Here is a 24,607-nt window from a genome sequence, read left to right on the forward strand (position 1 = left end):
GCCCTGGCGACATCGATTACTTTAGCGGACCCTCGGCCGGAGACGAAATCCGGTTTTCACGGGGCGGGCGGTAGCGGTCCGCCACGACCAGGGCGAGGCCGAGGGCGTAGAAGGCGGCGCCCAGGACCGCCGCGTTCAGTGCGACCCGGGCGTAGCCGTACTGGGCGGCGTCGATGAAGGGGTACGTGTACCGATGGGGGACGCCGGGGGAGAGGAGGGCGCCGCGGACCAGCGCGAAGATCACGTAGACCAGGGGGTACGCCAGCCACTGCGCGGCGTGGCGCGGGCGCAGGGTGCGGGGGGTGGTCAGGAGGAGGAAGTCCAGGACGGCGCCGATGGGGGTGACCGTGTGGAGGAGCTGGTTGGCGACGGCCTTCGCTCCGGAGAGCTTGTCCAGGTCCTCGACCACGTTGAAGGAGCTCGACGGGTTGTCCAGGACCAGGTGGAAGACCAGCCCGGTGATCAGGATGAAGAGGAGGACCCCGCCCCGCCAGAGGGGGGCCACGTCCGGTTCGCGCCGGTGGGCGCGGACGGCCGAGAGCGTGAAGACGATCGCGACCAGGATGTTCGTCCAGATCGTGAAGAAGCTCAGGACGAAGGGCACACTGCCGTACGCGCACTCGATGACGAGCCCGGTGAGCGCCGCGGCCGCGATCAGCGCGCGGAAGGCGACGGTCGGGAGGCGTGCAGCGGCGGGTGTGATCATCTTGTCAACGTACTCGGCCGGCCGGCCGGTACGCGTCAGGCCTTCGGGGTCAGCGTCAGCAGTGTCGCCTCGGGCGGGCACGCGAACCGCACCGGGGTGAAGCGGTTGGTGCCGCAGCCCGCCGACACGTGGAGGTACGCGCGCTGCCCCTCCGCCTCGTGCGTCGAGAGGCCCTTGACCCGCTTCGTGTCCAGGTCGCAGTTGGTGACGAGCGCCCCGTAGAAGGGGATGCACAGCTGCCCGCCGTGCGTGTGCCCGGCCAGGATCAGCGGGTAGCGGTCGGCGGTGAAGGATTCCAGGACGCGCAGGTACGGGGCGTGGACGACGGCCATCGAGAAGTCCGCGTCCACCTCCGGCCCGCCCGCGACCTTCGCGTACCGGTCGCGCTTGATGTGCGGGTCGTCCAGGCCGGTGAAGGCCAGCTCCAGCCCGTCGAGCTTGAGCCGGCCCCGGGTGTTGGTGAGGTTCAGCCAGCCCGCCGCGTCGAAGGCGTCCCGCATTCCCTCCCACGGGTTGTGGACGGCGCCGACGACCGGCGCATTGCCGTTCAGCCCGTGCCGGCCCTGGGTCTTCTCGATCAGGTAGCGCCCGGGATTGCGCATCCGGGGGCCGTAGTAGTCGTTCGAGCCGAAGACGTACACGCCGGGGAAGGACATCAGCGGGCCGAGCGCGTCGAGCACCTCGGGCACGCCCTCGGTGTCGGAGAGGTTGTCGCCCGTGTTCACGACGAGGTCGGGGCGCAGTCCGGCCAGGGACTGCAGCCAGGCGCGCTTCTTGCGCTGACCGCCGACCATGTGGATGTCCGAGACCTGCAGGACGCGCAGCGGTCGCATCCCCTGCGGGAGCACGGGCACGGTGACCCGGCGCAGGCGGAAGGACCGCGCTTCGAAACCGGCGGCATAGGCCAGGCCGGCGGCCCCCGCCGCGGCGATCCCGGCGGTGACCTTCAGGGGTACTCCGTAACGCGCACGCATGTCCTCATGTTCGCAGACCCGGGCCCGTGGATCGCAGTTCGGTCGTCCGATCGTCGAATACGAGCCATTCCGGCGGGATGCGGTTCTCCGTGCCCCGCCCGGGCGGGTCTTATCGCCGCAGCTCAATGACAGCGGTGTGTCCGTTGGGGTGGGAGTGAAGAGATGAGTTCCGGACAGCCCGGTGCGGACATGGCGGAAAGTCGCTTGATCACACGTTCGGTCGGGGCCCTAAGGTGAACCGAATTTCAGCCAGGCACCGCGGATCTTTGGGGGAAGCGTGAAGCAAGCAGTTTCCAGGACGGCGTCGGTCATCGGCACGATTCTGGCCGCCCTCGTACTCGGCATCACCATGGCGACGTCCGCCGCGGCCGCCGGGTGCACCGGGTTCGGCTGCGACGGCCACGACCCGAACATCCAGACCTGGCAGCAGGGGCCGAACACCACCTACGGCCCTGACGACGTCGGCAACAGCTTCACGCTCGAGCTGCGCTGGGGCAAGACCGACGGCGACGACTACAGCTGGGGCCGGCTCCGCTTCCCCAACGCCTCGGGCGGGCAGAACTGGAAGGTCTCCGTCGACCGCTGTCCCAAGAGCGGCGGCTCCCCCTGCGCCTGGGGCCTCGGCGTGCGGTACGGCTACGCCAGCGGCTGGTCCGCGGCGTCCGGTGCGAACTACACGGCGACCCGTACGCCGATGTACTACAACCCGTCGACCCACATGATGCGCGCCTGCGCCACCAACCCGTCGGGCGACGAGTACTGCACCGCCTGGTACTAGGCCGTCTAGGCCGCCGGCCTGGGGCCGGGGGTACGGCAGGGGTACGGCGGAGGGGCCGGGTGCGATGCACCCGGCCCCTCCGCCGTACCCCCGTGGTGGTGCTCAGCCCGTGAGGAGCTGCTTGACCACGGCCGCCACCCGGCCGCCCTCGGCGAGCCCGGCGACCTTCGGGTTGACGATCTTCATCACGGCGCCCATGGCCCGCGGACCTTCGGCCCCGGCCGCCTTCGCCTCTTCGACGGCCTGGGTCACGATCGCGGTGAGCTCGTCGTCGCCGAGCTGCTTGGGCAGGTACGCGTCGAGGAGCTCGCCCTCGGCGACCTCCCGCGCGGCCTGCTCGGTCCGGCCGCCCTGGGCGAAGGCCTCCGCGGCCTCGCGGCGCTTCTTCGCCTCCTTGGCGATCACCTTGAGGACTTCCTCGTCCGAGAGCTGGCGGGCCTCCTTGCCGGCCACCTCCTCCCGGGTCACCGCGGTAAGGGTGAGACGGAGGGTCGAGGCGCGCAGTTCGTCGCGTGCCCGGATCGCGGAGGTGAGGTCTTCCTGCAGCTTGGCCTTGAGCGTTGTCATGCGTCCTTCTTAACGTTCGGGTACGAACACGGTCAACGCGATATCGCCGCGGACGGGCCGCGGACGAGCCGCCGGACGGGCCGCCGGACGGGTCGCGGACGAGCGGCGGACAGAGCCGGACAGGAGGCGGACGGGTGGCGGACCGGCTGCCCGCCGGGCCCCGCGTACTACCGGTTCCCGCCGCCGATGAGCCCCGGCGGGATCGTGACCCCGCCCAGCGGATCGGTCGCGCCGCCGTCCGTGGGGCCGCCGCCGGTGCCGCCGGCGGCCGTCTGTCCGCCGGCCCGCCCGTCACCGGGCTTGCCGTCGCCGGGCTTGCCGTTCCCGGGCTTGTTCGGCTTCCCGTTCCCGGGCTTGCCCGGGTTGGTGCTGGGCCGCGAGCCGCCGGTCGGAAGGCTCGGCTCCGGGATGCCGACGGTGACGAAGGAGGGGGCCTCGCGGCCGGACAGCGCGCCGGTGATCGCGTCCTTCCAGATCGGGCCGGGCAGGCCACCGCCGAAGACCTTCGGGTAGTACTGGCCGCCGATGGTGATGTCCTCCATCGAGACCTTCTTGGCACCGCCGGAGCCGACCCACACCGCGCCGGACATGTTCGGCGTGTAGCCGACGAACCAGGCGTTGAAGCGGCCGTCGGTCGTACCCGTCTTGCCCGCGCTGTCGCGGCTGGTCAGTCCGGCCCGCTCACCGGTACCGGAGTCGACCACACCGCGCAGCAGGGTGTTGATGGTGTCGGCCGTCGTCTCGGACATCGCGCGGTCGCACTTGGACTTCGGCACGGTGAGCGCCTTGCCGTGCGAGTCGGTGATCGACTCGATGGCGACCGGCGTGCAGTAGACACCCCGGTTGGCGAAGGCGGCGTACGCGTTGGCCATCGTCAGCGGGGAGAACTCGGCGGAGCCGAGGGCGATCGAGGGCGCCTCGGGCACCTTCACGCCGCTGCCCTGCACCACACCGAGCTTCTGGGTCATCTCGGTGACCGGGCAGAGGCCGATCTCGCTGATCATCTCGACGAAGTAGGTGTTGATCGACTTCTCCATCGCGGTCTTCAGCGCGTAGGGGCCGACCTCGTCCTCGGTCTCGTTCTTGGCGCGGGCGAGCTTGTGGTCGTTGCCCGGCAGGTTGAGCCAGTTCGACCCGTCGCACTTCTGCACCGGGCTCGGGTAGTCCATCGAGTTCGGCGACTGGTAGACCTGCGTCGGCGCCATGCCGCGCTCCAGGGCCGCGGCCGCGATGAACGGCTTGAACGTCGAGCCGACCTGGAAGCCGTAGGCGGACCCGCCCATCTTCTTGTCGACGGAGAAGTTGATCTGGGTCTCGTTCTTCCCGAAGCCGTACGGCATCGACTGGCCCATGGCCAGCACCCGGCCCGTGCCGGGCTGGACCACGGTCATGGCGGACGCGACCTTGTCGTCCGCGTCCACGTGGTCCTTGATGGACTCGTTGGCGGCGTCCTGCGACTGCGGGTCCAGGGTGGTGCGGACCGTCAGGCCGCCCTGGTTCCAGACCTTCGCCCGCTCCTCGCGCGTCTTTCCGAAGGCGGTGTCGTCGAGGAAGGTGTTGCGGACGAAGTCGCAGAAGAAGCCGGCGCCCTTGACCGCGGTGATGCAGCCGTTCTTCGGCTTGGTCACCTTCAGCTGGACCGGCTTGGCCTTCGCCGCGTCCGCCTCAGCCTGCGAGACGTCCTTCGTGTCGGCCATGCGCTGGAGGACGATGTTGCGGCGCTTCGTCGCTTCCTGCACGTCGTTCACCGGGTCGAACCGGCTCGGCGACTGGACCACGCCCGCCAGCAGCGCGGACTCGTCCAGGGTCAGGTCCTTGGCGGGCTTGCTGAAGTACCGCTGGGCGGCGGATTCGATTCCGTACGCCTGCTGGCCGAAGTAGGTGATGTTGAGGTAGTTCTCGAGGATCTTCTTCTTCCCGAGCTCCTCCTCGACCTGGATCGAGTACTTCAGCTCGCGGATCTTGCGGCCGAGGCTCTTCTCCTGCGCCTCGCGCACCTTCGTCTCGTCGTCGCCGGCCTCTTCGACGAAGACGTTCTTCACGTACTGCTGCGTCAGCGTCGAGGCGCCCTGCGCGGCGCCGCCCTCCTGGGCGTTGCGGTTGACCGCGCGCAGGATGCCCTTGAGGTCGACCGCGCCGTGCTCGTAGAAACGAGAGTCCTCGATCGCGACGATCGCCTTCTGCATGTACGGGGAGATGGCCGTGATCGGGACCACCTGCCGGTCCCGCGAATAGACCGTGGCGATCAGGCCACCTTCGGCGTCCAGAATCGTCGTGCGCTGACTCAGCGGCGGTGTCTTGAGATTGGCCGGGATCTCATCGAACCCCTCGACCGTTCCCTTGGCCGCGAGCCCCAGGGCGCCTGCCCCCGGGATCGCGATGCCCGCGAGTACAACTCCGGAGAGAACGGACACACCGAGGAACTTGGCGGCCTGCTGTGGCCCCGTGAGCCCGCCGCCCGAGCGCTTCTTTCCCATAGAGGGCAGCCTACGTTCTCATTCGCCGGACACACGCGAATGCCTTGGCCTAAGCTGTCCCCAACTGTCACAGCAGTGCGGTGGGACATCAACCCCTCGGCTTGTTTTTCACCCTTCCCGAATGGGGTGGACGCATGTCCGAATCTCGCCTGTGGTGATCACCTCGGCCCGCCGATTTCACCCAAATCGCCGGAATGGTCGGGCATGTCGCAGGATCACTCCGTCGGGTGATCTGCCGCTTACCCATAGTCCGTTCGGACCATTCAAGATTGGGCCCGTCGGGGGTGTTGCACTGTGCTCGCCTTCCGTAACGTCCTCAACTGGCAGCGGTGAATATGCCGCTACCGCCGTGGGGGAGCCTCGATTCGGGAGAGGACGGCGCCGGGATGGGCTGGGTTACCGACTGGAGTGCGCAGGCAGCCTGCCGCACTACCGATCCGGATGAACTGTTCGTTCAAGGAGCGGCACAGAACAGGGCCAAGGCGGTGTGCACCGGATGTCCGGTGCGGACCGAATGCCTGGCCGACGCGCTCGACAATCGTGTCGAGTTCGGAGTATGGGGCGGAATGACCGAGCGGGAACGACGTGCGCTGCTGCGCCGGCGTCCCACCGTCACCTCGTGGCGGCGCTTGCTCGAAACCGCCCGCACGGAGTACGAGCGCAGTACGGGCATCCTCGCCATGGATGTCGACGCTGAGAGCGACGTTCCGTACGAGACGTACGCGGCAGCCGGGTAGACCACCCGGGCGCCCCGTCGTACGAACGCCTACGCTCCGGCCGGAACCCCGGCCGCGAGTCGCTCTCCGATGGCCCGCAGCCCGGCGAGGTCGTGCACATCGCCGGGCAGGGCGGCCACTTCAACCACCGCCACCTCGGGGTGAAGCGAGGTGAAGCGGTCACGCGTGCGCTGTTCGCGCGCGATGACCTGCATGCGCTCCGCGTGCAGGCGCAGCAGTCCTGCCGTGATCTCGTCCACGTCGGCGTCCGCGTCGGCGTCCGCGACGTGGTCCGCGGCGTGCTCTGCGTCGACGTCCGGGACGTCAGCGTCTATGGCGTCGGTCTCCCGCCCCGCGCGGGCGGCCGGGTCGGTGGCGCTGTCGGTGTCGGCATCGGCATCGGTGGAGTCACGAAGTCCAGCTTTCCCGGACTCCTGATCGACAATGCGGCCCTCTTCAAGATTCTCCGCGGCGGCCAACGCCCGCTCGGCCGACAGCTGGTCGGCGCCGCTGCCGTGCACCCGGTTCAGTACGAGCCCGGCCAGCGGCATCCGCTCCGCGGCCAGCCGCTCCACGAAGTACGCCGCCTCGCGCAGCGCGTCCGGTTCGGGCGCGGAGACCACGAGGAACGCCGTACCGGGGGCCTGGAGGAGCTGGAAGGTCGCGTCCGCGCGGGTGCGGAAGCCGCCGAACATGGTGTCCATGGCGGCCACGAAGGTCTGCACGTCCTTCAGCAGCGAGGCGCCCATCAGCTTGCTGAGCGTGCCCGTCATCATCGACATGCCGACATTGAGGAACTTCATCCCCGCTCGGCCGCCGACCTTCGCCGGAGCCATCAGCACCCGGATGAACTTCCCGTCCAGGAAGGACCCGAGGCGCCCCGGAGCGTCCAGGAAGTCCAGCGCGGACCGGCTCGGCGGGGTGTCCACGACGATCAGGTCCCAGTCGTCCCGGGCCCGCAGCTGCCCCAGCTTCTCCATCGCCATGTACTCCTGCGTGCCCGCGAAGCCGGCCGACAGGGACTGGTAGAAGGGATTGGCGAGGATGGCCTGCGCCCGCTCGGGATCGGAGTGGCCCTCGACGATCTCGTCGAAGGTCCGCTTCATGTCGAGCATCATGGCGTGCAGTTCGCCGCCGTCCGGGCCCTGTACGCCCTTCACCCTGCGGGGGGTGTTGTCGAGCGAGTCGATCCCCATCGACTGGGCCAGCCTGCGCGCCGGGTCGATGGTCAGGACGACCACCTTGCGCCCGCGCTCGGCCGCCCGTACCCCGAGCGCCGCCGCGGTCGTGGTCTTGCCGACCCCGCCCGCGCCGCAGCACACCACGATCCGGGTCTGCGGATCGTCCAGCAGCCGGTCCACGGCCAGCCGCGGCGGAGCGTCCATCTTCGTGTCCGTAGGGGTGGCCCTGCTCATTCCTCGCCCACCTGCTTCCGCAGCTCCGCGGCGAGCCCGTAGAGCCCGGCCAGGTCCATCCCCGCGCCGAGCAGGGGAAGTTCGTACGTCGGCACGTGCAGCTCCCGCAGTACGGCGCGCTGGGCGCGCTCCAGCTCCACCCGGCTCGCGTGCTCCGCGGCCTGCGCGAGCAGCGGGTCCACCAGCCGCTCGGCCAGCCCGCCGCGCCGGGCGCTGCCCAGACCCGCCCGGGACAGCGCCCTGGAGACGTCGGAGCGGCGCTCGCCGGAGGCGGCGCGCAGGGCGTCCTCGTCGAGGTGGTGCGGGCGGACCATGTTGACCACGACCCGTCCCACCGGCAGGCCGGCCCCCTCCAGCTCGGCGATGCCGTCGGCGGTCTCCTGCACGGGCATCTCCTCCAGCAGCGTGACCAGGTGCACGGCCGTCTCGGAGGACTTGAGCACCTTCATGACGGCCTGCGCCTGGTTGTGGATCGGCCCGAACCGGGCCAGGCCCGCCACCTCGTCGTTGACGTTCAGGAAGCGGGTGATCCGCCCGGTCGGCGGAGCGTCCATGATCACGTGGTCGTAGACGTACCGCCCCGTCCTGTCCTTGCGCCGCACCGCCTCGCAGGCCTTGCCCGTCAGGAGCACGTCCCGCAGCCCCGGCGCGATGGTCGTCGCGAAGTCGATGGCGCCGAGCTTCTTGAGGGCGCGGCCGGCCGAGCCCAGCTTGTAGAACATCTGGAGGTAGTCGAGCAGCGCCCGCTCGGCGTCGATGGCGAGCGCGAACACCTCGCCGCCGCCCGAGGCGACCGCGATCTTCCGCTCCTCGTAGGGGAGCGCCTCCGCGCCGAAGACCTGTGCGAGACCTTGCCTGCCCTCGACCTCCACCAGAAGAGTCCGCCTGCCCTCGCGTGCGAGGGCGAGCGCGAGTGCGGCGGCGACCGTGGTCTTGCCGGTGCCGCCCTTGCCGCTGACCACCTGGAGCCTGCTCACAGAGCCCGAGCCTAATTGCTCCGGGGCGGTGGCGGTGGTGGCGGGTGCCCCTGTGACAGGTACTACGCTCGCCTCCATGACCAAGAAGTTCGAATACGCGACCGTCCCGCTGCTGGTCCACGCCACCAAGCAGATCCTGGACACCTGGGGCGAGGACGGCTGGGAGCTCGTCCAGGTCGTCCCCGGGCCGAACAACCCCGAGCAGCTCGTGGCCTACCTGAAGCGGGAGAAGTCGGCATGAGCGCGAGCGGAGCCGTCGAAGCACGACTCGCCGAACTGGGCCTGACCCTGCCCGATGTCGTCCCGCCGCTGGCCGCGTACCAGCCGGCCGTGCGCTCGGGCGCCCACGTGTACACCGCGGGCCAGCTCCCGATGGTCAAGGGCAAGCTGAAGCTCACGGGCAAGGTCGGCGCCGAGGTCTCGGCGGAGCAGGCCAAGGAACTGGCCGCTACCTGCGCGCTCAACGCGCTGGCCGCGGTGAAGTCCGTCGTGGGTGACCTCGACAAGATCGCGCGTGTCGTGAAGGTCGTCGGCTTCGTGGCCTCGGCCCCCGATTTCACCGGCCAGCCGGGCGTGTTGAACGGCGCGAGCGAGCTGCTGGGCGAGGTCCTCGGTGAAAGGGGCGTCCACGCCCGCAGCGCCGTCGGCGTGGCGGTCCTCCCGCTGGACGCCCCGGTCGAGGTCGAGATCCAGGTCGAGCTGGTACCGGAAGCCTGACCCCGGCGTGGTCCTGAGGGACCGCACGTCTGCCCCGGAGGGGCTGGATCCTGCCCGTAGGGCACGATCCAGCCCCTCCGGCGTTTGAGGAGCGGGGTCCGGGGCGGAGCCCCGGGTGGTCCGGGCGCAGCCCGGGGTACGGGCGAAGGGCGGGGAGGGGACTCCGCCCCGCGCAGCGGCACGTCCGCAGCCGGGCGCCCCCCCTCGCAGCGGTGCGTCCTAGAGCACCCCTCGAACATCGGGCCGGATGGCCGTAGCATCCCGCCATGCCGAATGGTCAGTACGGTCAGCAAGAGCCCTCCGCCGGAGGCCAGTGGTACCCCCCGGAGTGGCCCGACCGCATCCGCGCGCTCGCGGACGGTTCGCTCACCCCGGTGGAGCCGAGGCGCGCGGCCACCGTGATGCTGCTGCGCGACACCCCCGCGGGCCCCGCCGTGCACATGCTCCGCCGCCGGGCCGAGATGGCCTTCGCCGGAGGCGCGTACGCGTACCCCGGCGGCGGCGTGGACCCCCGTGACGAGGACCACCTCATCGGCTGGGCCGGCCCGAGCCGCGCCGAGTGGGCCGAGCGGATGGGAACCGACCCGGCCACCGCCCAGGCGATCGTCTGCGGAGCCGTCCGGGAGACCTTCGAGGAGGCCGGGGTGCTGCTCGCCGGCGAGTCCGCGGACACCGTCGTCGGCGACACCACCGGCGAGGACTGGGAGGCAGCCCGCGCGGCCCTGGTCGCCCGTGAGCTGTCCTTCGCCGAGTTCCTCGACCGCCGGGGCCTCGTCCTGCGCTCCGACCTGCTCGGGGCGTGGGCCCGCTGGATCACACCGGAGTTCGAGCCGCGCCGGTACGACACCTGGTTCTTCGTCGCGGCCCTCCCCGAGGGCCAGCGCACCCGCAACGCCTCCACCGAGGCCGACCGCACGGTGTGGATCCGTCCCGCCGACGCCGCCGCCGGGTACGACAAGGGCGAGCTGCTGATGATGCCGCCCACCATCACGACCCTGCGCTCCCTGGAGCCGTACGCGAGTCCGGCCGACGCCCTCGCCGCGGCCGCCGCGCAGGACCTGACGCCGGTCCTCGCCCGGGCCACCCTGACGGACGGCGAGCTCGTGCTGAGCTGGCCGGGCCACGAGGAGTTCACCAAGCGCGTCCGCGTCGCGAGCCCCGGAGGAGCCCCCGCATGACCGATGCCGCCGCCCTGCCCGGCCAGCCCCGCGGAATGGTCGTCTCCGGGCCCGCCACCGCCCGAGCGGTGAACATCCTGGCCCCGAACGCCTCCGCGATGACCCTCGACGGCACCAACACCTGGCTCGTCTCCGAGCCCGGCTCGGACCTGGCCGTCGTCATCGACCCGGGCCCGCTGGACGACGTACACCTGCGGGCGGTCATCAAGGCCGCCGAGGAGGCCGGCAAGCGGGTCGGGCTCACCCTGCTCACGCACGGCCACCCCGACCACGCGGAGGGCGCGGCCCGCTTCGCCGAGCTGACCCGTACGAACGTCCGCGCACTCGACCCGGCCCTGCGCCTCGGCGACGAGGGCCTGGCCCCGGGGGAGGTCATCCGCACCGGCGGCCTGGAGCTGCGGGTGGTCCCGACGCCCGGCCACACCTCGGACTCGCTCTGCTTCCACCTGCCGGCCGACGGCGCGATCCTGACCGGCGACACGATCCTGGGGCGCGGCACCACGGTCGTCGCGCACCCCGACGGGCGCCTGGGGGACTACCTGGACTCCCTGCGCCGGCTGCGCTCGCTGACGGTGGACGACGGGGTCCGCACGGTGCTCCCGGGCCACGGGCCGGTGCTGGACGACGCGCAGGGCGCGGTCGAGTTCTACCTCGCCCACCGGGCCCACCGCCTGGCACAGGTCGAGACGGCGGTCGAGAACGGACTGAGCACCCCCGAGGCGGTCGTCGCCCACGTCTACGCGGACGTGGACCGCTCGCTGTGGCCGGCCGCCGAATGGTCCGTACGCGCGCAGCTGGAGTACCTGCGGGACCACGGCCTGATCCCGGGCAGGTCCGACTGAGCGGGGTTGCCGGGGCGGGAAGGGCCAAAGGGGTGAGTGGGGCCAGAGGGGTGAGCGGGGTCGGAGGGGCTGGAGGGGCCGTCTAGTCCTCCGGGCGGGGCGTCTTCCTCCCGTGCCGGGCCGTGTACTCCTCCGCGAGCCACGGTCCGAGGTCCTCCGTGTAGGCCCGCAGGACGGCCGGGTCCGCGACCGGGTCCAGCGCGGCGGCGGCCGCGGCCCGCATCTGGTCGGCGCGCTCGGGGTAGTACCGCGCGAAGACCTCCGCGGATTCGGCGAGGTCGCTGGTCCAGCCGCCCCAGCGGGGCATGACGAGCGTGAACCCGGTCCGCACCAGGTGCCTGGAGACCCCCCGGCACAGCTTGCGGTACTCGTCCGGGGTGGCCGCCGCCCGGATCCTGTCCCGCACCCGGGGCAGCAGCTCGGCGAGGTCGCCGTTGGTCTCGCGGGCGAGCAGGCCGTCCGGGCGGTAGCGGGGCAGGTGCTCGGCCAGATCGGCGCCGAGCAGCGGGGTGCACAGGCAGGCGAGGAACCAGCCCAGGTCGTAACGTTCCTGCTCGCTCAGCAGCCGGTCCTTGCCGTACAGCAGGACGCCGACCCCGTCGATCGCGTCGAACTCCTCGTCGAGAGCGCGCGCGAGCACCTCGGTGGTGTCGCGGTCCTCGTCGGAGGGCTCGTGGTGCAGGGCGATCAGCAGGTCGAGGTCGGACCGGCCGGGCCGGGCCGTCCCGCGCGGCACGGACCCGTACAGGTAGGCGCTGTGCAGCCGTGGCCCGTAGGCCTCCGCGATCCGCTCGCGCGCGGCGGCGACGACCGGCACGAAGGCGGCCCGCACCTGCCCGAGGGACCCCTCGCGCTCGAAGTACCCGTATGCGTCGAGGCCTTTGTGCTCCATGGGTCCACTGTGCCCGAGAGCTGTCTGGAATCAGCCCCGGCCGGGGCTGATTCCAGACAGGCAAAGGGGCCCCGCCCGACCGGGCAGGACCCCTTAAGCCAGTGACCGCGGGCGTCAGCGCGACCGCTTCGCCAGCCGCTCCACATCCAGCAGGATGACCGCGCGGGCCTCCAGGCGGAGCCATCCACGGCCCGCGAAGTCGGCCAGGGCCTTGTTCACGGTCTCGCGCGACGCGCCGACGAGCTGGGCCAGCTCCTCCTGCGTGAGGTCGTGCACGACGTGGATGCCCTCCTCCGACTGCACGCCGAAGCGGCGCGACAGGTCGAGGAGCGCGCGGGCCACACGGCCCGGAACGTCCGAGAAGACCAGGTCGGACATCTGGTCGTTGGTCTTGCGCAGGCGCCGCGCGACGGCGCGCAGCAGCGCGGTCGCCACCTCGGGCCGGGCGTTCAGCCAGGGCTGGAGGTCGCCGTGACCCAGACCGAGCAGCTTGACCTCGGTCAGCGCGGTGGCGGTGGCTGTGCGCGGGCCCGGGTCGAACAGCGACAGCTCGCCGATCAGCTCTCCGGGGCCGAGGACGGCCAGCATGTTCTCGCGGCCGTCGGGGGAGGTGCGGTGCAGCTTCACCTTGCCCTCGGTGACGACGTACAGCCGGTCACCGGGGTCGCCCTCGTGGAACAGGGCGTCACCACGTGCGAGGGTCACCTCGCCCATGGAGGCGCGGAGCTCCGCGGCCTGCTCGTCGTCGAGCGCCGCGAAGAGCGGGGCACGCCGCAGTACGTCGTCCACGAGTCTCTCTCCTATGTCGACCAGCCGGGGGATCGCTCCCCCATTTTGCCGGACGGCTCAAACAGTGCGATCAATCACGTTCATCACAAGGATGCCGGACGTACGGGTGTGCTGTGCGGCGAGAGGCCGATCGGGATGGTGTTACCTGAGGTCCTGGGTGGGTGTTGCCGGTGGGCCCCGGACCTGCCCGGTGTCCAACAGGCCGGTGGGAGCACAGGCCAAGGGGTCCGGGGGAGTGACGGAGACACCGAATTCAGCCGTGGGCGAACACACCTTGGCGGGGGCCCCTCCGGAGCAGTCGCCCCCACTCCAGGGCAAAGCTTCGGCCAAGAAACCCCGGCCGGGCGGAGGTCACGTCCGCCCACGGCCGACGGGCTGCGCGGCGTAGCCTTCGGGGATGGCAGAGAGCAAGGTCAAGAAGGCCGGGGCGAAGCCCGAGAGCCACCTGGCGATGGTGCGGCGGGCGCGCAGGATCAACCGCGAACTCGCGGAGGTCTACCCCTACGCCCACCCGGAGCTCGACTTCCGCAACCCCTTCGAGCTGCTGGTCGCCACCGTCCTGTCCGCGCAGACCACCGACCTGCGCGTGAACCAGACGACCCCGGCCCTCTTCGCCGCCTACCCGACCCCCGAGGACATGGCCCAGGCGGTCCCGGAGGCGCTGGAGGAGATCATCCGGCCGACCGGGTTCTTCCGGGCCAAGGCCAAGTCCCTCCTCGGCCTCTCGCAGGCGCTGCGCGACAACTTCGGCGGTGAGGTCCCCGGCCGCATCGAGGACCTGGTGACGCTCCCCGGGGTCGGCCGCAAGACGGCGAACGTCGTCCTCGGCAATGCGTTCGGAGTCCCCGGGATCACGGTCGACACCCACTTCGGGCGGCTGGTGCGGCGCTGGAAGTGGACCGAGCAGGAGGACCCGGAGAAGGTCGAGGCGGAGATCTGCGCGATCTTCCCGAAGAGCGAGTGGACGATGCTCTCGCACCGCGTCGTCTTCCACGGCCGCCGGATCTGCCATTCGCGCAAGCCCGCCTGCGGCGCCTGCCCGATCGCCCCGCTCTGCCCGGCCTACGGGGAGGGCGAGACCGACCCGGAGAAGGCGGCGAAGCTGCTGAAGTACGAGAAGGGCGGCCAGCCCGGGCAGCGCCTGAGCCCGCCGCCGGACTACCCGGGGCTGCCGGCCAGACCCGGCCCCGCCGGCATGTGAGCCCCGGCAGCGGAGCCGCACCGGTAAGGAACGAATCGCCACCCGCGCCGCGTTGGCCGGGGTGTGGGGAACAACGGACAGGGGTGCCCATGACCGGGGCCACGCAGAACCACCGGGCGGAGCCCGCCGTGCCGCGCGCGGCCACCGCGTACGAGGGCCCGTACGAGGCCCCGTACGAGCCCCCGTACGACGGGCAAGGCGACGGCGGCCGGGGCGGTGGCAGTACGGCCCTGAGCGCCCACGGTCTGCCCGGCTGGCTCGACCCCGTCGTCGAGGCGGCGCGGACGGTCCGGCCGCAGCAGCTCAGCCGGTTCCTGCCGCCCGAGGACGGCGGCGGCCGCCAGTCCGCCGTGCTGATCCTCTTCGGCGAAGGCCCCCGGGGCCCCGAGCTGCTGCTCATGGAGCGGGCCGGCACCCTGCGCTCGCACCCCGGCCAGCCCTCCTTCCCCGGCGGCGCCCTCGATCCCGGGGACGGCGACCCGCACACCACCGGTCCGCTGCGCGCCGCCCTGCGCGAGGCGCAGGAGGAGACCGGTCTGGATCCGGCCGGGGTCCAGCTCTTCGGGGTGCTGCCCCGGCTCTACATCCCGGTCAGCGGCTTCGTCGTGACCCCGGTGCTCGGCTGGTGGCGCACCCCCAGCCCGGTCGGTGCCGTCGACCCGGCCGAGACCGCCCGCGTCTTCACGGTGCCCGTGGCCGATCTCACGGACCCGGCGCACCGGGTCACGGCCGTGCATCCCCGCGGCTACCACGGCCCGGCCTTCACCGTGGAGTCCGCTCTGGTCTGGGGTTTCACGGCCGGGGTGATCGACCGGATCCTCCACTTCGCCGGCTGGGAGCGCCCCTGGGACCGGTCGCGGGAAGTCCCCCTCGACTGGCGCGCATGAGACGGTGGCCCATGTGAACGTGCTGGACATCCTGTTGCTGCTCGCCGCCGTATGGTTCGCGGTCGTCGGCTACCGCCAGGGGTTCGTCGTCGGCATCCTGTCGGTGATCGGCTTCCTCGGCGGTGGTCTCGTCGCCGTGTCCCTGCTGCCCTTGATCTGGGACCGGGTCACCGACAACGGCACCCAGGTGTCCACCACGGTCGTGGTGATCGCCGTGGTCGTGATCATCATCTGTGCCTCGATCGGCCAGGCGCTGACCACCCACCTGGGCAACAAGCTCCGGCGCCACATCACCTGGTCCCCGGCCCGCGCGCTCGACGCGACGGGCGGCGCCCTGGTGAACGTGGTCGCGATGCTGCTGGTGGCCTGGCTGATCGGATCCGCGCTCGCCGGCACGTCACTTCCCACCCTGGGCAAGGAAGTCCGCAACTCCAAGGTGCTCCTCGGCGTCTCGCGGGTGCTCCCGGCGCAGGCGAACACCTGGTTCTCGGACTTCAGCTCCACCCTCGCCCGCAACGGCTTCCCGCAGGTCTTCAGCCCGTTCTCCAACGAGCCGATCACCGAGGTCAAGGCCCCCGACCCGGCGCTGGCGCACAGCCCCGTGGCCGAGGACGCCAAGCGCTCGATCGTGAAGGTCGTCGGCACGGCTCCCTCGTGCAGCAAGGTGCTGGAGGGCACCGGCTTCGTCTTCGCGCCGGGCAAGGTGATGACCAACGCGCACGTGGTCGGCGGGGTCGGCGAGCCGACCGTGCAGGTCGGCGGCGAGGGCAAGCTGTACGACGGCAAGGTCGTGCTCTACGACTGGGCGCGCGACATCGCCGTCCTGGACGTGCCCAAGCTGAAGGCGCCCGCGCTGCAGTTCACCGACAAGGACGCGGCGAGCGGGAGCGACGCGATCGTCGCCGGCTTCCCGGAGAACGGTGCGTACGACATCCGCTCGGCCCGCGTCCGCGGCCGGATCAACGCCAACGGTCCGGACATCTACCACCGGGGAACCGTGCGGAGGGACGTCTACTCCCTGTTCGCGACGGTCCGTCAGGGCAACTCCGGCGGCCCGCTGCTGACGCCCGAGGGCAGGGTGTACGGGGTCGTCTTCGCGAAGTCCCTCGACGACCCCAACACCGGTTACGCCCTGACGGCGGACGAGATCCGCGAGGACATCCGGATCGGGCAGACGGCCGACCGGCGGGTCGACACCCAGGGTTGCGCCCTCTAGAAGCCCTACGGGGCCCTACGGAGGGCCACGGAGCCCTCCGCCGGCCCCGCGGGCCCTCCGCGGCCCTTCGGGGGTGCGCTTACGTGCGCTGGTGCCTCAGCCGGGCCGAGACCCAGCGGGCCCGCCTGCGCAGGATGCGCGGAATCCCTAGTCGGGGGTCGTCGTAGCCTTCGCGGCCCTGCCCCCTGTGCGTGCCCGGCGTGACCGTCGAGCGGCGTTCGTGTGCGGTGTCACCGTAGTCGTGCGTCCAGCCCATACTTCGAGCTGTGCCCGGGGCCCAAGGTCGGTAATCGCGTTGGGGGCGGCCAATTGGCCTATGCGCCGGGCAATTGAATGCTTGTCATATAAGTCGTTCGACTGGGTCGTTCGGTGAAGCCGATTGGCGGGGCCGTTCGGCGGCCGCTCGGCTCAGCGGTCCGGCTCGGGATCCTTGAGCCAGTTGACCAGCTCGGTCGAGAACGCCACCGGGTCCTCCTCGTGCGGGAAGTGGCCGAGTCCGTCGAACAGCCTCCAGCGGTACGGGGCTTCGACGTACTCCCCGGACCCCGCCGCACTCCGCGTCCGCATCACCGGATCGAGCGAGCCGTGCAGGTGCAGCGTGGGCACCCGCACCGGCCGCTTCATGCGCCGGTTGAACTGCAGACCGTCGGGCCGGGCCATGGAGCGCATCATCCAGCGGTACGGCTCCACCGAGCAGTGCGCGGTGGACGGGATGCACATCGCGCGCTGGTACACCGCGACGTCGTCCTCTTCGGGGAGCCGGGGGCCCGACCAGTCCCGGATCAGTTGGCCGACGAGCGCCCCGCCGTCGGCCACGAGCTGCCGCTCGGGAACGAACGGCCGCTGGAAGCCCCAGATGTGCGAACTGGCACGGGTCTGCCCGAAGTCGGACAGCATCGCCGAGCGCCAGCGGCGCGGGTGCGGCATCGAGGACACCACCAGCCGGCGCACCAGCTTGGGCCGCATCACCGCCGCCGTCCAGGCGAGGTAGCCGCCCAGGTCGTGCCCCACGAGGGCGGCGTCGGGCTCGCCGAGGGACCGTACGACCCCGGTGATGTCGAGCGCCAGGTTCGCCGGGTCGTAGCCGCGCGGGGTGCGGTCGCTGCCGCCCACCCCGCGCAGGTCCATCGCGACCGCCCGGTAGCCGGCGTCGGCGAGCGCGGTCAGCTGGTGCCGCCACGTCCACCAGAACTGCGGGAACCCGTGCAGGAGCAGCACGAGCGGTCCGTCGCCCAGCTCGGCGACGTGGAACCGGGCCCCGTTGGCCGCGACGTCCCGGTGGGTCACTTCCCGCCCGCCGGGGATGTCGATCCGTGCCGCCGTGGCGGCGGTGGGGGGCGTACCGGGAGTGCCGGGAGTGCCGGGAGTACCGGACGTGCCGGAATCCGGCGAGGGGGCTGTCATGAGGTCGAGCGTGCCACACCCACGGCGTTGTCACTGACCGACCGCGCGTGCGGCTTGACGGTGCCGACGAGGGCCGCGGTCTGCTTGACCGAGGCGATGGTCTTCGTCGGCGGCTTGACCTTCTTGAACTTCACCACGGCGAGCAGTCCGACCAGTCCCGCGAGCAGCCAGAACGCGCCCCCGACGATCAGGAACGACCAGGCCAGCCCGAGCCCGAGGTTGTGGATCCCGTACGCCGCGGCGATGCTCAGCACCGGCAGGGAGAAGAGGATGAGCACGCCCGCGGCGATGGCGGCCCCGCTGCCGATCCCCGCGCGCTTGACGTCCTGCTTGATCTCCACCTTGGCGAGGGCGATCTCGTCGTGCACCAGGGCGGACATCTCGGCGGTGGCCGAGGCGACCAGCTGGCCGAGTGTGCGCTCGGCTCCTGGGGCCCCTTGGTCCACTGCGCTCATCGCTCTCTCCCTCTGTCGTCCATCAGGCGACGGCTGTCCTGTCGTCAGTCAGATCATGCCGGACGGCCGCCGTCGGCGCTGGACCCGCCCGGTGCTTCGCCCGCGGCGGCGGCCGCCGCTTCGGCCCTGCGCAGGTGCTCCGCGGCCTTGGCCTCGTAGATCTTCGCCATCCGCAGGTGGTAGTCCGGCTTGTCCTGCTCGTAGATGTCGGGGATGCCGTCGAGGTCCTCGTCGCGCTCCTCGTCCTCGGTGAGGGCCCTGTACTTGCGGTTGCGCATCTTGAGGAGGACGCCCGCGAAGATCGCGGCGATGAGCGAGCCGATCAGGACGGCGGCCTTGACCTCGTCCGTGAGGACGGGGTCGTCGGTGAAGGCCAGTTCGCCGATCAGGAGCGAGACGGTGAAGCCGATTCCGGCGAGCGAGGCGACGGCGAAGACGTCCGGCCAGGCCAGGTCGTCGTTGAGTTCGGCCTTGGTGAAGCGGGCGGCGAGCCAGGTACCGCCGAAGATGCCGAGCGTCTTGCCGACGACGAGGCCGAGCACCACCCCGAGGGTCTCGGGCCGGGTGAAGACCTGGCCGATGGACTCGTCGGAGAGGGAGACGCCGGCCGAGAGCAGGGCGAAGAGGGGGACGGCGAGGCCGGCCGAGACGGGCCGCACCATGTGCTCGATGTGTTCGCCGGGGGAGTGGGCCTCGCCCTCCTTGCGGTGGCAGCGCAGCATCAGGCCCATGGCGACACCGGCGATGGTGGAGTGGACCCCGCTGTTGTACATCAGGCCCCAGATCACCAGGGCGAGCGGGACGTAGACGTACCAGCCGCGGACGTCGGCGCGCAGCAGGAACCAGAAGAGGAGCAGGCCCGCGACGGCGCCGCCCAGTGCCAGGAAATTGATCTCGCTGGTGAAGAACACCGCGATGATCATGATGGCGAACAGGTCGTCGACGACGGCCAGGGTCAGCAGGAACGCGCGCAGGGCGGACGGCAGCGAGGTGCCGATGACGGCGAGGACGGCGAGCGCGAAGGCGATGTCGGTGGCGGTCGGGACCGCCCAGCCGTCGGTCGAGCCGTTGCCGAGCACGTTGATCAGTACGTAGACCAGCGCGGGCACGGCCATGCCGCAGATGGCGGCGATGACGGGCAGCGCGGCCGCCGTGGCGTCGCGCAGGTCGCCCGCGACGAGTTCGCGCTTGAGCTCGATGCCGGCGACGAAGAAGAAGACGGCGAGCAGGCCGTCGGCGGCCCAGTGCTGGAGGGAGAGGTCCAGGCCGAGCGCGCCGGGGCCTATGTGGAAGGAGCGGACGCTGTCGTAGCTCGCCGAGACGGCGGGCACGTTCGCCCAGATGAGTGCGGCGATCGCGGCCACGAGGAGGAGGACTCCGCCGACCGTTTCGGCGCGCAGGGCGTCGGCCACGAAGCGGCGCTCGGGCAGCGACAGGCGGCCGAGGAGCTTGCGGCTCTGGTTGTCGGTGGGGGTGGGCGCGGCCACGGGTGGCACCTCCGGGGTGGGTTGGACGGCATGGCGAAGCACGTTGCCGACCAGACTTCCCGGCGCACCCTGTGGAGTAATTCTTTAACCGTCTAATACTTTACAGGGTGCACGCGTGGGCGTATCCGGTGATCGTCACTTTATGTGCGAAAGGGACATCCGGCGCGTCGCGCGCGGGATGCCCCTTCCACGGTGTTGTTCCACTGGGTGCTGCGGGTGCTGCGGGTGCTGCGGGTGCTGCGGGTGCTGCGGGGGTGCGGGTGGTGCAGGTAGTGCGGGTGGTGCCGGACCTCAGTCCTCGCTGCCGGCGGCCGGCAGCTTGCTCTGGATCAGGTCCATGACCGAGGAGTCCGCGAGCGTGGTGACGTCGCCGACCGCGCGGTTCTCGGCCACGTCGCGCAGCAGCCGGCGCATGATCTTGCCCGAGCGGGTCTTCGGCAGCTCCTGCACGGGCAGGATCCGCTTTGGCTTCGCGATCGGGCCGAGCGTGGCGCCCACGTGGTTGCGCAGTTCCGCGACCAGGGTGTCCGTCTCCGAGGCGCTGCCGCGCAGGATGACGAAGGCCACGATGGCCTGGCCGGTGGTCTCGTCGTTCGCGCCGACGACCGCCGCCTCGGCGACCGAGGGGTGCGAGACGAGCGCCGACTCGACCTCGGTGGTCGAGATGTTGTGACCGGAGACCAGCATCACGTCGTCCACCCGGCCGAGCAGCCAGATGTCGCCGTCGTCGTCCTTCTTGGCGCCGTCGCCCGCGAAGTACTTGCCCGGGAAACGCGACCAGTAGGTGTCGATGAACCGCTGGTCGTCGCCCCAGATGGTGCGGAGCATCGACGGCCACGGCTCGGTGAGGACCAGGTAGCCGCCACCGCCGTTCGGAACCTCGTTCGCCTCGTCGTCCACGACGGTGGCGGAGATTCCGGGCAGCGCGCGCTGCGCCGAACCGGGCTTGGTCTCGGTGACACCGGGCAGCGGGGAGATCATCATCGCGCCGGTCTCGGTCTGCCACCACGTGTCCACGATCGGGCAGCGGTCGCCGCCGATGTGCTTGCGGTACCAGATCCAGGCCTCGGGGTTGATCGGCTCGCCGACCGAGCCCAGGACGCGCAGGCTCGACAGGTCGAACTTCGCGGGGATGTCGTCGCCCCACTTCATGAACGTGCGGATCGCCGTGGGCGCGGTGTAGAGGATGGTGACGCCGTACTTCTGCACGACCTCCCAGAACCGGCCCTGGTGCGGGGTGTCCGGCGTGCCCTCGTACATCACCTGGGTGGCGCCGTTGGCGAGCGGCCCGTAGACGATGTAGGAGTGCCCGGTCACCCAGCCGATGTCGGCGGTGCACCAGTAGACGTCGCTCTCCGGCTTCAGGTCGAACACCGCGTGGTGGGTGTACGAGGCCTGCGTGAGGTAGCCGCCGGAGGTGTGCAGGATGCCCTTGGGCTTACCCGTGGTCCCCGAGGTGTAGAGGATGAAGAGCGGGTGCTCGGCGTCGAAGGCCTGTGGCGCGTGCTCGGCGCTCTGCCGCTCGACGATCTCGTGCCACCAGACGTCGCGGCCCTCGGTGAAGGCGGTGTCCTGGCCGGTGCGGCGCACCACGAGGACGTGCTCGACCTGCGGGCACCTGGCGACGGCCTCGTCGATGGCGGGCTTCAGGGCCGAGGGCTTGCCGCGGCGGTAGCCGCCGTCGGCGGTGATGACCAGCTTGGCGTCGGCGTCCTGGATGCGGGAGGCGACGGCGTCGGCGGAGAAACCGCCGAAGACGACGGAGTGCGCGGCGCCGACGCGGGCGCACGCGAGCATCGCGACGACCGCCTCGGGGATCATCGGCAGGTAGACGGCGACGCGGTCGCCGGCCTGTACGCCCAGCTCGGTCAGGGCGTTCGCGGCCTTGGAGACCTCGTCCTTGAGCTCGGCGTAGGTGAGGGAGCGGCTGTCGCCGGGCTCACCCTCGAAGTGGATGGCCACGCGGTCGCCGTTGCCGGCTTCGACGTGACGGTCCACGCAGTTGTACGCGACGTTCAGCTTGCCGTCCGCGAACCACTTCGCGAAGGGCGGGTTGGTCCAGTCGAGCGTCTCCGTCGGCTCGGTGTCCCAGCTCAGCCGCCGCGCCTGCTCGGCCCAGAAACCCAGCCGGTCCGCGTCGGCCTGTGCGTACGCGGCCTCAGTCACATTGGCGGCGGCGGCCAGATCGGCGGGCGGTGCGAACCGCCGCTCCTCCTTGAGCAGATTGGCCAGGCTCTCGTTGCTCACGACATGTCCCTTTCCCAGGGTGTCCGTTGTGTCCCCGGCATACCTCATCAGTCAATGGCCCAGGTGACAAGGGGTTGCCGGAAATTGGTGTAGACCTATTACTCGGCTGGGCCCACGCGCGAGTGGCCCCTTCCCGCTGCAGGGCAGGGGAAGGGGCCACTGAGTGGCACGGATACGGGAGCGTATCGGTTCGCGTGCTCCCGCCCGGTCCGGCACTACCCGTTCAGCCGCGCAGCGCACCAGCGCCGACGGTGTCGAACACCCGGCAGTCGAAGAAGTCCTCCCCCTCCGACAGCAGGTAGGCCTGCGCCTCGCCGACGTGGAAGTACATCCCGTGCAGTTCCAGCGTGCCCTCGGCGAGCCGCCGGGCCACCGATTCGTGGGCCCGCAGGTGCTCCAGCTGCTGCACCACATTGGTCAGGCACAGCTGCTCCACGGCGTCCGCCGGCAGCCGGCCGGAGATCCGGGCCCAGGCGTGATGGCGGCTGGCCATCCGCTCCAGGCTCGGCAGTCCGTGCCGCAGCCACCGCCGCAGCGGGGTCATGGGCGCCCCGGGCGAGGAGTTGAGCAGGGCCTGCATGGCCCCGCACCCCGAGTGCCCGCACACCGTGATGCTGTCGACCTGGAGCACGTCCACGGCGTACTCGATGGCCGCCGCGACCGAATCGTCCGTGGACTCGGCGCCGGGGAGCGGGACGAGGTTGCCCACGTTGCGGACGGTGAACAGGTCCCCGGGTCCGCTGGCCGTGATCATGCTGGTCACCAGGCGGGAGTCCGCGCAGGTGAGGAAGAGCTGCGAGGGGCGCTGCCCCTCACGGGCCAGCCGGGCCAGCTCGTCGCGGACGTGCGGCGCGGTGTCCCGCTGGAAGGCGCTGATCCCGCTGGCCAGTTGCCCGGCGCCGCGCCGGCGGGGCGTGGCCGGGGCCGCGATCTTGGCGGTGGCCGAGGACTGCGCCGGGGTGGTGGCGGTGGCGGGCTCGGCGGCGGGCGCGGTGGCCGTACGGGCACCAGTGGCCCGGTGGTCGCAGTGGTTCTGCCACGGCGTCCAGGGCCGGCAGCACTGGTGGTCCCCGCGCTGCGCACCCCGCTGCTCCCGCTGCGCGAGCTCGGCCCGCTGGGCCTGCTCGGCTTCGGCGATCCTGGCCCCCGACCGGCCCGTGACCTCCAGCGAGCCCCCGTGGGCCAGATGGGAGTCCTGCCAGTCCTGGAGCGTCTCGTAGGCGGCGTGGTCGATGAACGAGCCGTCGAGCTCGATGACCGCGTGCCCGTCGTGCGGGATCTGGTTCAGGGCCCGGCTCAGCCGCGGGACCGCGAGGAAGGTCAACTGCCCGCGCGCCCACACCCGGTGGACCCCGCTGTCGAGCTGCTCGATGGTGATCCGGGTCCGGGCGAGCCGGTGCAGGGCCACGGCGACGGCCACCGCGATGCCGATGGCGACGCCCTCCAGGACCCCGCCGAGCACCACGGCCGCGATGGTCGTCGCGTAGACCAGGATCTCGCGGTGCCGGGTGACCGTGCGCAGGTGCGTGGCGCTCACCATCTGTACGCCCACCGCCATCACCAGCGCGGCCAGCGCGGCCAGCGGGATCAGGTCGAGGGCGGGGACGAGCAGCCCGGCGGCGAGCAGCACCCACAGTCCGTGCAGCATGGTCGACCGGCGGCTGACGGCACCGGACTTGACGTTCGCCATGCTGCGGACGGCGCCGCCCGCGACGGGCAGCCCGCCCAGGGCCCCGGAGACGATGTTCGCCGCGCCCTGGCCGCGCAGTTCGCGGTTGAGGTCGGCCCGCGCGGGGCGTTCGCCCGTGCCGCGCCCGGAGGCGATCAGCTTGTCGGTGGCGACGGCCGAGAGCAGGGATTCCACGCTGCCGACCAGGGTGACGGTCAGGACGGCGGCGATGATGCCGAGCACCGGGCCCTCGGGCAGTTCGGGCAGTGCGTGGCTGCGCCAGGAGGGCAGGTCCACGCGGGGCAGCGTGAGTCCGGTGAGGGCGGCGACGGCCGTGGCCACGGCAACGGCGGCCAGCGCGGCCGGCACCTTGCGCAGGGTCCGGCCCGTTCGTCCCGGCAGCCGCGGCCAGCAGAGCAGGACCGCCAGCGTGAGCACGCTGACCCCCAGTGCGGCGGGGTGCAGTGCGGCCAACTGGTCGGGCAGTCCGCGGACATTGGCCAGGGCGGAGCTCTGCGGAGTGCCGCCGAGCACGATGTGCAGCTGGGCCAGCGCGATCGTCACGCCGACTCCGGCGAGCATGCCGTGGACGATGGCCGGGCTCACCACCAGCGCGGACCGGGCGGTCCGCAGCGCGGCGAGGCCGAGCTGGCAGCAGCCGGCGAGCACGGTGATGGCACAGGTGGTGCGCCACCCGTAGTGCTGGATCAAGTCGGCGGTGACGACCGTGAGTCCGGTCGCGGGGCCGCTCACCTGGAGCGGAACCCCACCGAGCCGTCCGGCCACGATCCCGCCGGCCGCCGCGGCGACGAGCCCCGCCTGGAGGGGGGCGCCCGTGGCCAGGGCGATGCCGAGGGACAGCGGCAGGGCGATCAGGAAGACGGCCATGGAGGCCGAGAGGTCTTTGGCGATGGAGCGGTCGTCGGTGGAGGGAGGGGAGGTGGGTGCGGGGGTGGCTGTCATAGGTCCCGTCTCCTCGGGGGAGGGGTGAAGTGGCGGGAGTCTCAACACTC

At 71.4% G+C, this 24,607-nt stretch carries 22 protein-coding genes; 9 read left to right on the plus strand and 13 right to left on the minus strand.

The features are described from left to right. Positions 1-16 precede the first annotated feature (16 nt). Complete coding sequence (locus OG904_RS15895; RefSeq protein ID WP_405491413.1) at positions 17-706, minus strand: Pr6Pr family membrane protein; 690 nt, start codon at positions 704-706, stop codon at positions 17-19. A 35-nt stretch (positions 707-741) separates the two neighbouring features. After that, entirely contained in the window at positions 742-1,680 is a 939-nt protein-coding gene (locus tag OG904_RS15900) for a metallophosphoesterase (RefSeq protein WP_405491415.1), read from the minus strand. Between the two features lie 277 nt (positions 1,681-1,957). Here OG904_RS15900 and OG904_RS15905 point away from each other — a divergent pair, with 277 nt between their 5' ends. Further along, complete coding sequence (locus OG904_RS15905; RefSeq protein ID WP_405491417.1) at positions 1,958-2,458, plus strand: hypothetical protein; 501 nt, start codon at positions 1,958-1,960, stop codon at positions 2,456-2,458. A 102-nt stretch (positions 2,459-2,560) separates the two neighbouring features. Here OG904_RS15905 and OG904_RS15910 read toward each other — a convergent pair whose 3' ends face one another. Both OG904_RS15910 and OG904_RS15915 read right to left on the minus strand, forming a co-directional pair. Then, positions 2,561-3,025, minus strand: a complete 465-nt coding sequence (locus OG904_RS15910; protein WP_405491419.1) for a GatB/YqeY domain-containing protein — start codon at positions 3,023-3,025, stop codon at positions 2,561-2,563. A 167-nt stretch (positions 3,026-3,192) separates the two neighbouring features. Beyond that, the gene (locus OG904_RS15915) at positions 3,193-5,502 is read right to left on the minus strand and encodes a transglycosylase domain-containing protein (protein ID WP_405491421.1); all 2,310 of its coding nucleotides are present in this window, start codon (positions 5,500-5,502) and stop codon (positions 3,193-3,195) included. Positions 5,503-5,888: 386 nt separating this feature from the next. On the opposite strand from OG904_RS15915, the gene OG904_RS15920 reads away from it, so the two are divergent. Next, positions 5,889-6,239, plus strand: coding sequence for a WhiB family transcriptional regulator (locus tag OG904_RS15920; protein WP_405498047.1), 351 nt, complete (start codon positions 5,889-5,891; stop codon positions 6,237-6,239). A gap of 29 nt (positions 6,240-6,268) precedes the next feature. Here the strand turns inward: OG904_RS15920 and OG904_RS15925 are convergent, their stop codons facing one another. Together OG904_RS15925 and OG904_RS15930 are read right to left on the minus strand one after the other, a co-directional pair. Beyond that, entirely contained in the window at positions 6,269-7,633 is a 1,365-nt protein-coding gene (locus OG904_RS15925; RefSeq protein ID WP_405491423.1) for an ArsA family ATPase, read from the minus strand. After that, positions 7,630-8,610, minus strand: a complete 981-nt coding sequence (locus OG904_RS15930) for an ArsA family ATPase (protein WP_405491425.1) — start codon at positions 8,608-8,610, stop codon at positions 7,630-7,632. The genes OG904_RS15925 and OG904_RS15930 overlap by 4 nt, the downstream gene beginning before the upstream one ends. 76 nt (positions 8,611-8,686) lie before the next feature. Between OG904_RS15930 and OG904_RS15935 the strand changes: the two genes are divergently transcribed. The 4 genes from OG904_RS15935 to OG904_RS15950 all read left to right on the plus strand — a co-directional run bounded on the left by OG904_RS15935 (position 8,687) and on the right by OG904_RS15950 (position 11,347). Beyond that, entirely contained in the window at positions 8,687-8,851 is a 165-nt protein-coding gene (locus OG904_RS15935) for a DUF4177 domain-containing protein (RefSeq protein WP_107089134.1), read from the plus strand. Beyond that, positions 8,848-9,327 (plus strand): RidA family protein, encoded by a 480-nt coding sequence (locus OG904_RS15940; protein WP_405491427.1) that lies wholly within the window; start codon positions 8,848-8,850, stop codon positions 9,325-9,327. Before OG904_RS15935 ends, OG904_RS15940 begins: the two co-directional genes overlap by 4 nt. A gap of 266 nt (positions 9,328-9,593) precedes the next feature. Continuing rightward, the gene (locus OG904_RS15945; protein ID WP_405491429.1) at positions 9,594-10,505 is read left to right on the plus strand and encodes an NUDIX hydrolase; all 912 of its coding nucleotides are present in this window, start codon (positions 9,594-9,596) and stop codon (positions 10,503-10,505) included. Continuing rightward, positions 10,502-11,347, plus strand: coding sequence for an MBL fold metallo-hydrolase (locus tag OG904_RS15950; RefSeq protein ID WP_405491431.1), 846 nt, complete (start codon positions 10,502-10,504; stop codon positions 11,345-11,347). Before OG904_RS15945 ends, OG904_RS15950 begins: the two co-directional genes overlap by 4 nt. Positions 11,348-11,429: 82 nt before the next feature. Here the strand turns inward: OG904_RS15950 and OG904_RS15955 are convergent, their stop codons facing one another. After that, positions 11,430-12,239, minus strand: a complete 810-nt coding sequence (locus OG904_RS15955) for a nucleotidyltransferase domain-containing protein (protein ID WP_405491433.1) — start codon at positions 12,237-12,239, stop codon at positions 11,430-11,432. 114 nt (positions 12,240-12,353) lie between these two features. Beyond that, complete coding sequence (locus OG904_RS15960) at positions 12,354-13,028, minus strand: Crp/Fnr family transcriptional regulator (protein ID WP_003981529.1); 675 nt, start codon at positions 13,026-13,028, stop codon at positions 12,354-12,356. Between the two features lie 397 nt (positions 13,029-13,425). On the opposite strand from OG904_RS15960, the gene nth reads away from it, so the two are divergent. From nth to OG904_RS15975, 3 genes are all read left to right on the plus strand, one after another. Further along, the gene (gene nth / locus OG904_RS15965) at positions 13,426-14,229 is read left to right on the plus strand and encodes an endonuclease III (protein ID WP_405491435.1); all 804 of its coding nucleotides are present in this window, start codon (positions 13,426-13,428) and stop codon (positions 14,227-14,229) included. A gap of 89 nt (positions 14,230-14,318) precedes the next feature. Beyond that, the gene (locus tag OG904_RS15970; protein ID WP_405491437.1) at positions 14,319-15,116 is read left to right on the plus strand and encodes an NUDIX hydrolase; all 798 of its coding nucleotides are present in this window, start codon (positions 14,319-14,321) and stop codon (positions 15,114-15,116) included. A gap of 13 nt (positions 15,117-15,129) precedes the next feature. Further along, positions 15,130-16,332, plus strand: a complete 1,203-nt coding sequence (locus OG904_RS15975) for a MarP family serine protease (protein ID WP_405491439.1) — start codon at positions 15,130-15,132, stop codon at positions 16,330-16,332. A 408-nt stretch (positions 16,333-16,740) separates the two neighbouring features. Here the strand turns inward: OG904_RS15975 and OG904_RS15980 are convergent, their stop codons facing one another. The 5 genes from OG904_RS15980 to OG904_RS16000 all read right to left on the minus strand — a co-directional run bounded on the left by OG904_RS15980 (position 16,741) and on the right by OG904_RS16000 (position 24,557). After that, positions 16,741-17,736 carry an alpha/beta fold hydrolase gene (locus OG904_RS15980; protein ID WP_405491441.1) on the minus strand — a complete coding sequence of 332 codons (996 nt, stop codon included), beginning with the start codon at positions 17,734-17,736 and terminating at the stop codon, positions 16,741-16,743. Next, positions 17,733-18,191: a phage holin family protein gene (locus tag OG904_RS15985; protein WP_405491443.1), complete on the minus strand. Its 459-nt coding sequence runs from the start codon at positions 18,189-18,191 to the stop codon at positions 17,733-17,735. The genes OG904_RS15980 and OG904_RS15985 overlap by 4 nt, the downstream gene beginning before the upstream one ends. 53 nt (positions 18,192-18,244) lie before the next feature. Beyond that, positions 18,245-19,678: a Na+/H+ antiporter NhaA gene (gene nhaA / locus OG904_RS15990; RefSeq protein WP_405491445.1), complete on the minus strand. Its 1,434-nt coding sequence runs from the start codon at positions 19,676-19,678 to the stop codon at positions 18,245-18,247. Between the two features lie 291 nt (positions 19,679-19,969). Next, on the minus strand, positions 19,970-21,973 hold the full coding sequence (gene acs, locus OG904_RS15995; RefSeq protein ID WP_405491447.1) for an acetate--CoA ligase: 2,004 nt from the start codon (positions 21,971-21,973) through the stop codon (positions 19,970-19,972). A 175-nt stretch (positions 21,974-22,148) separates the two neighbouring features. Further along, positions 22,149-24,557 carry a SulP family inorganic anion transporter gene (locus tag OG904_RS16000; protein WP_405491449.1) on the minus strand — a complete coding sequence of 803 codons (2,409 nt, stop codon included), beginning with the start codon at positions 24,555-24,557 and terminating at the stop codon, positions 22,149-22,151. Positions 24,558-24,607: the final 50 nt, after the last annotated feature.

The sequence above is a fragment of the Streptomyces sp. NBC_00096 genome (assembly GCF_045041305.1).
Taxonomy (GTDB): Bacteria; Actinomycetota; Actinomycetes; order Streptomycetales; family Streptomycetaceae; genus Streptomyces.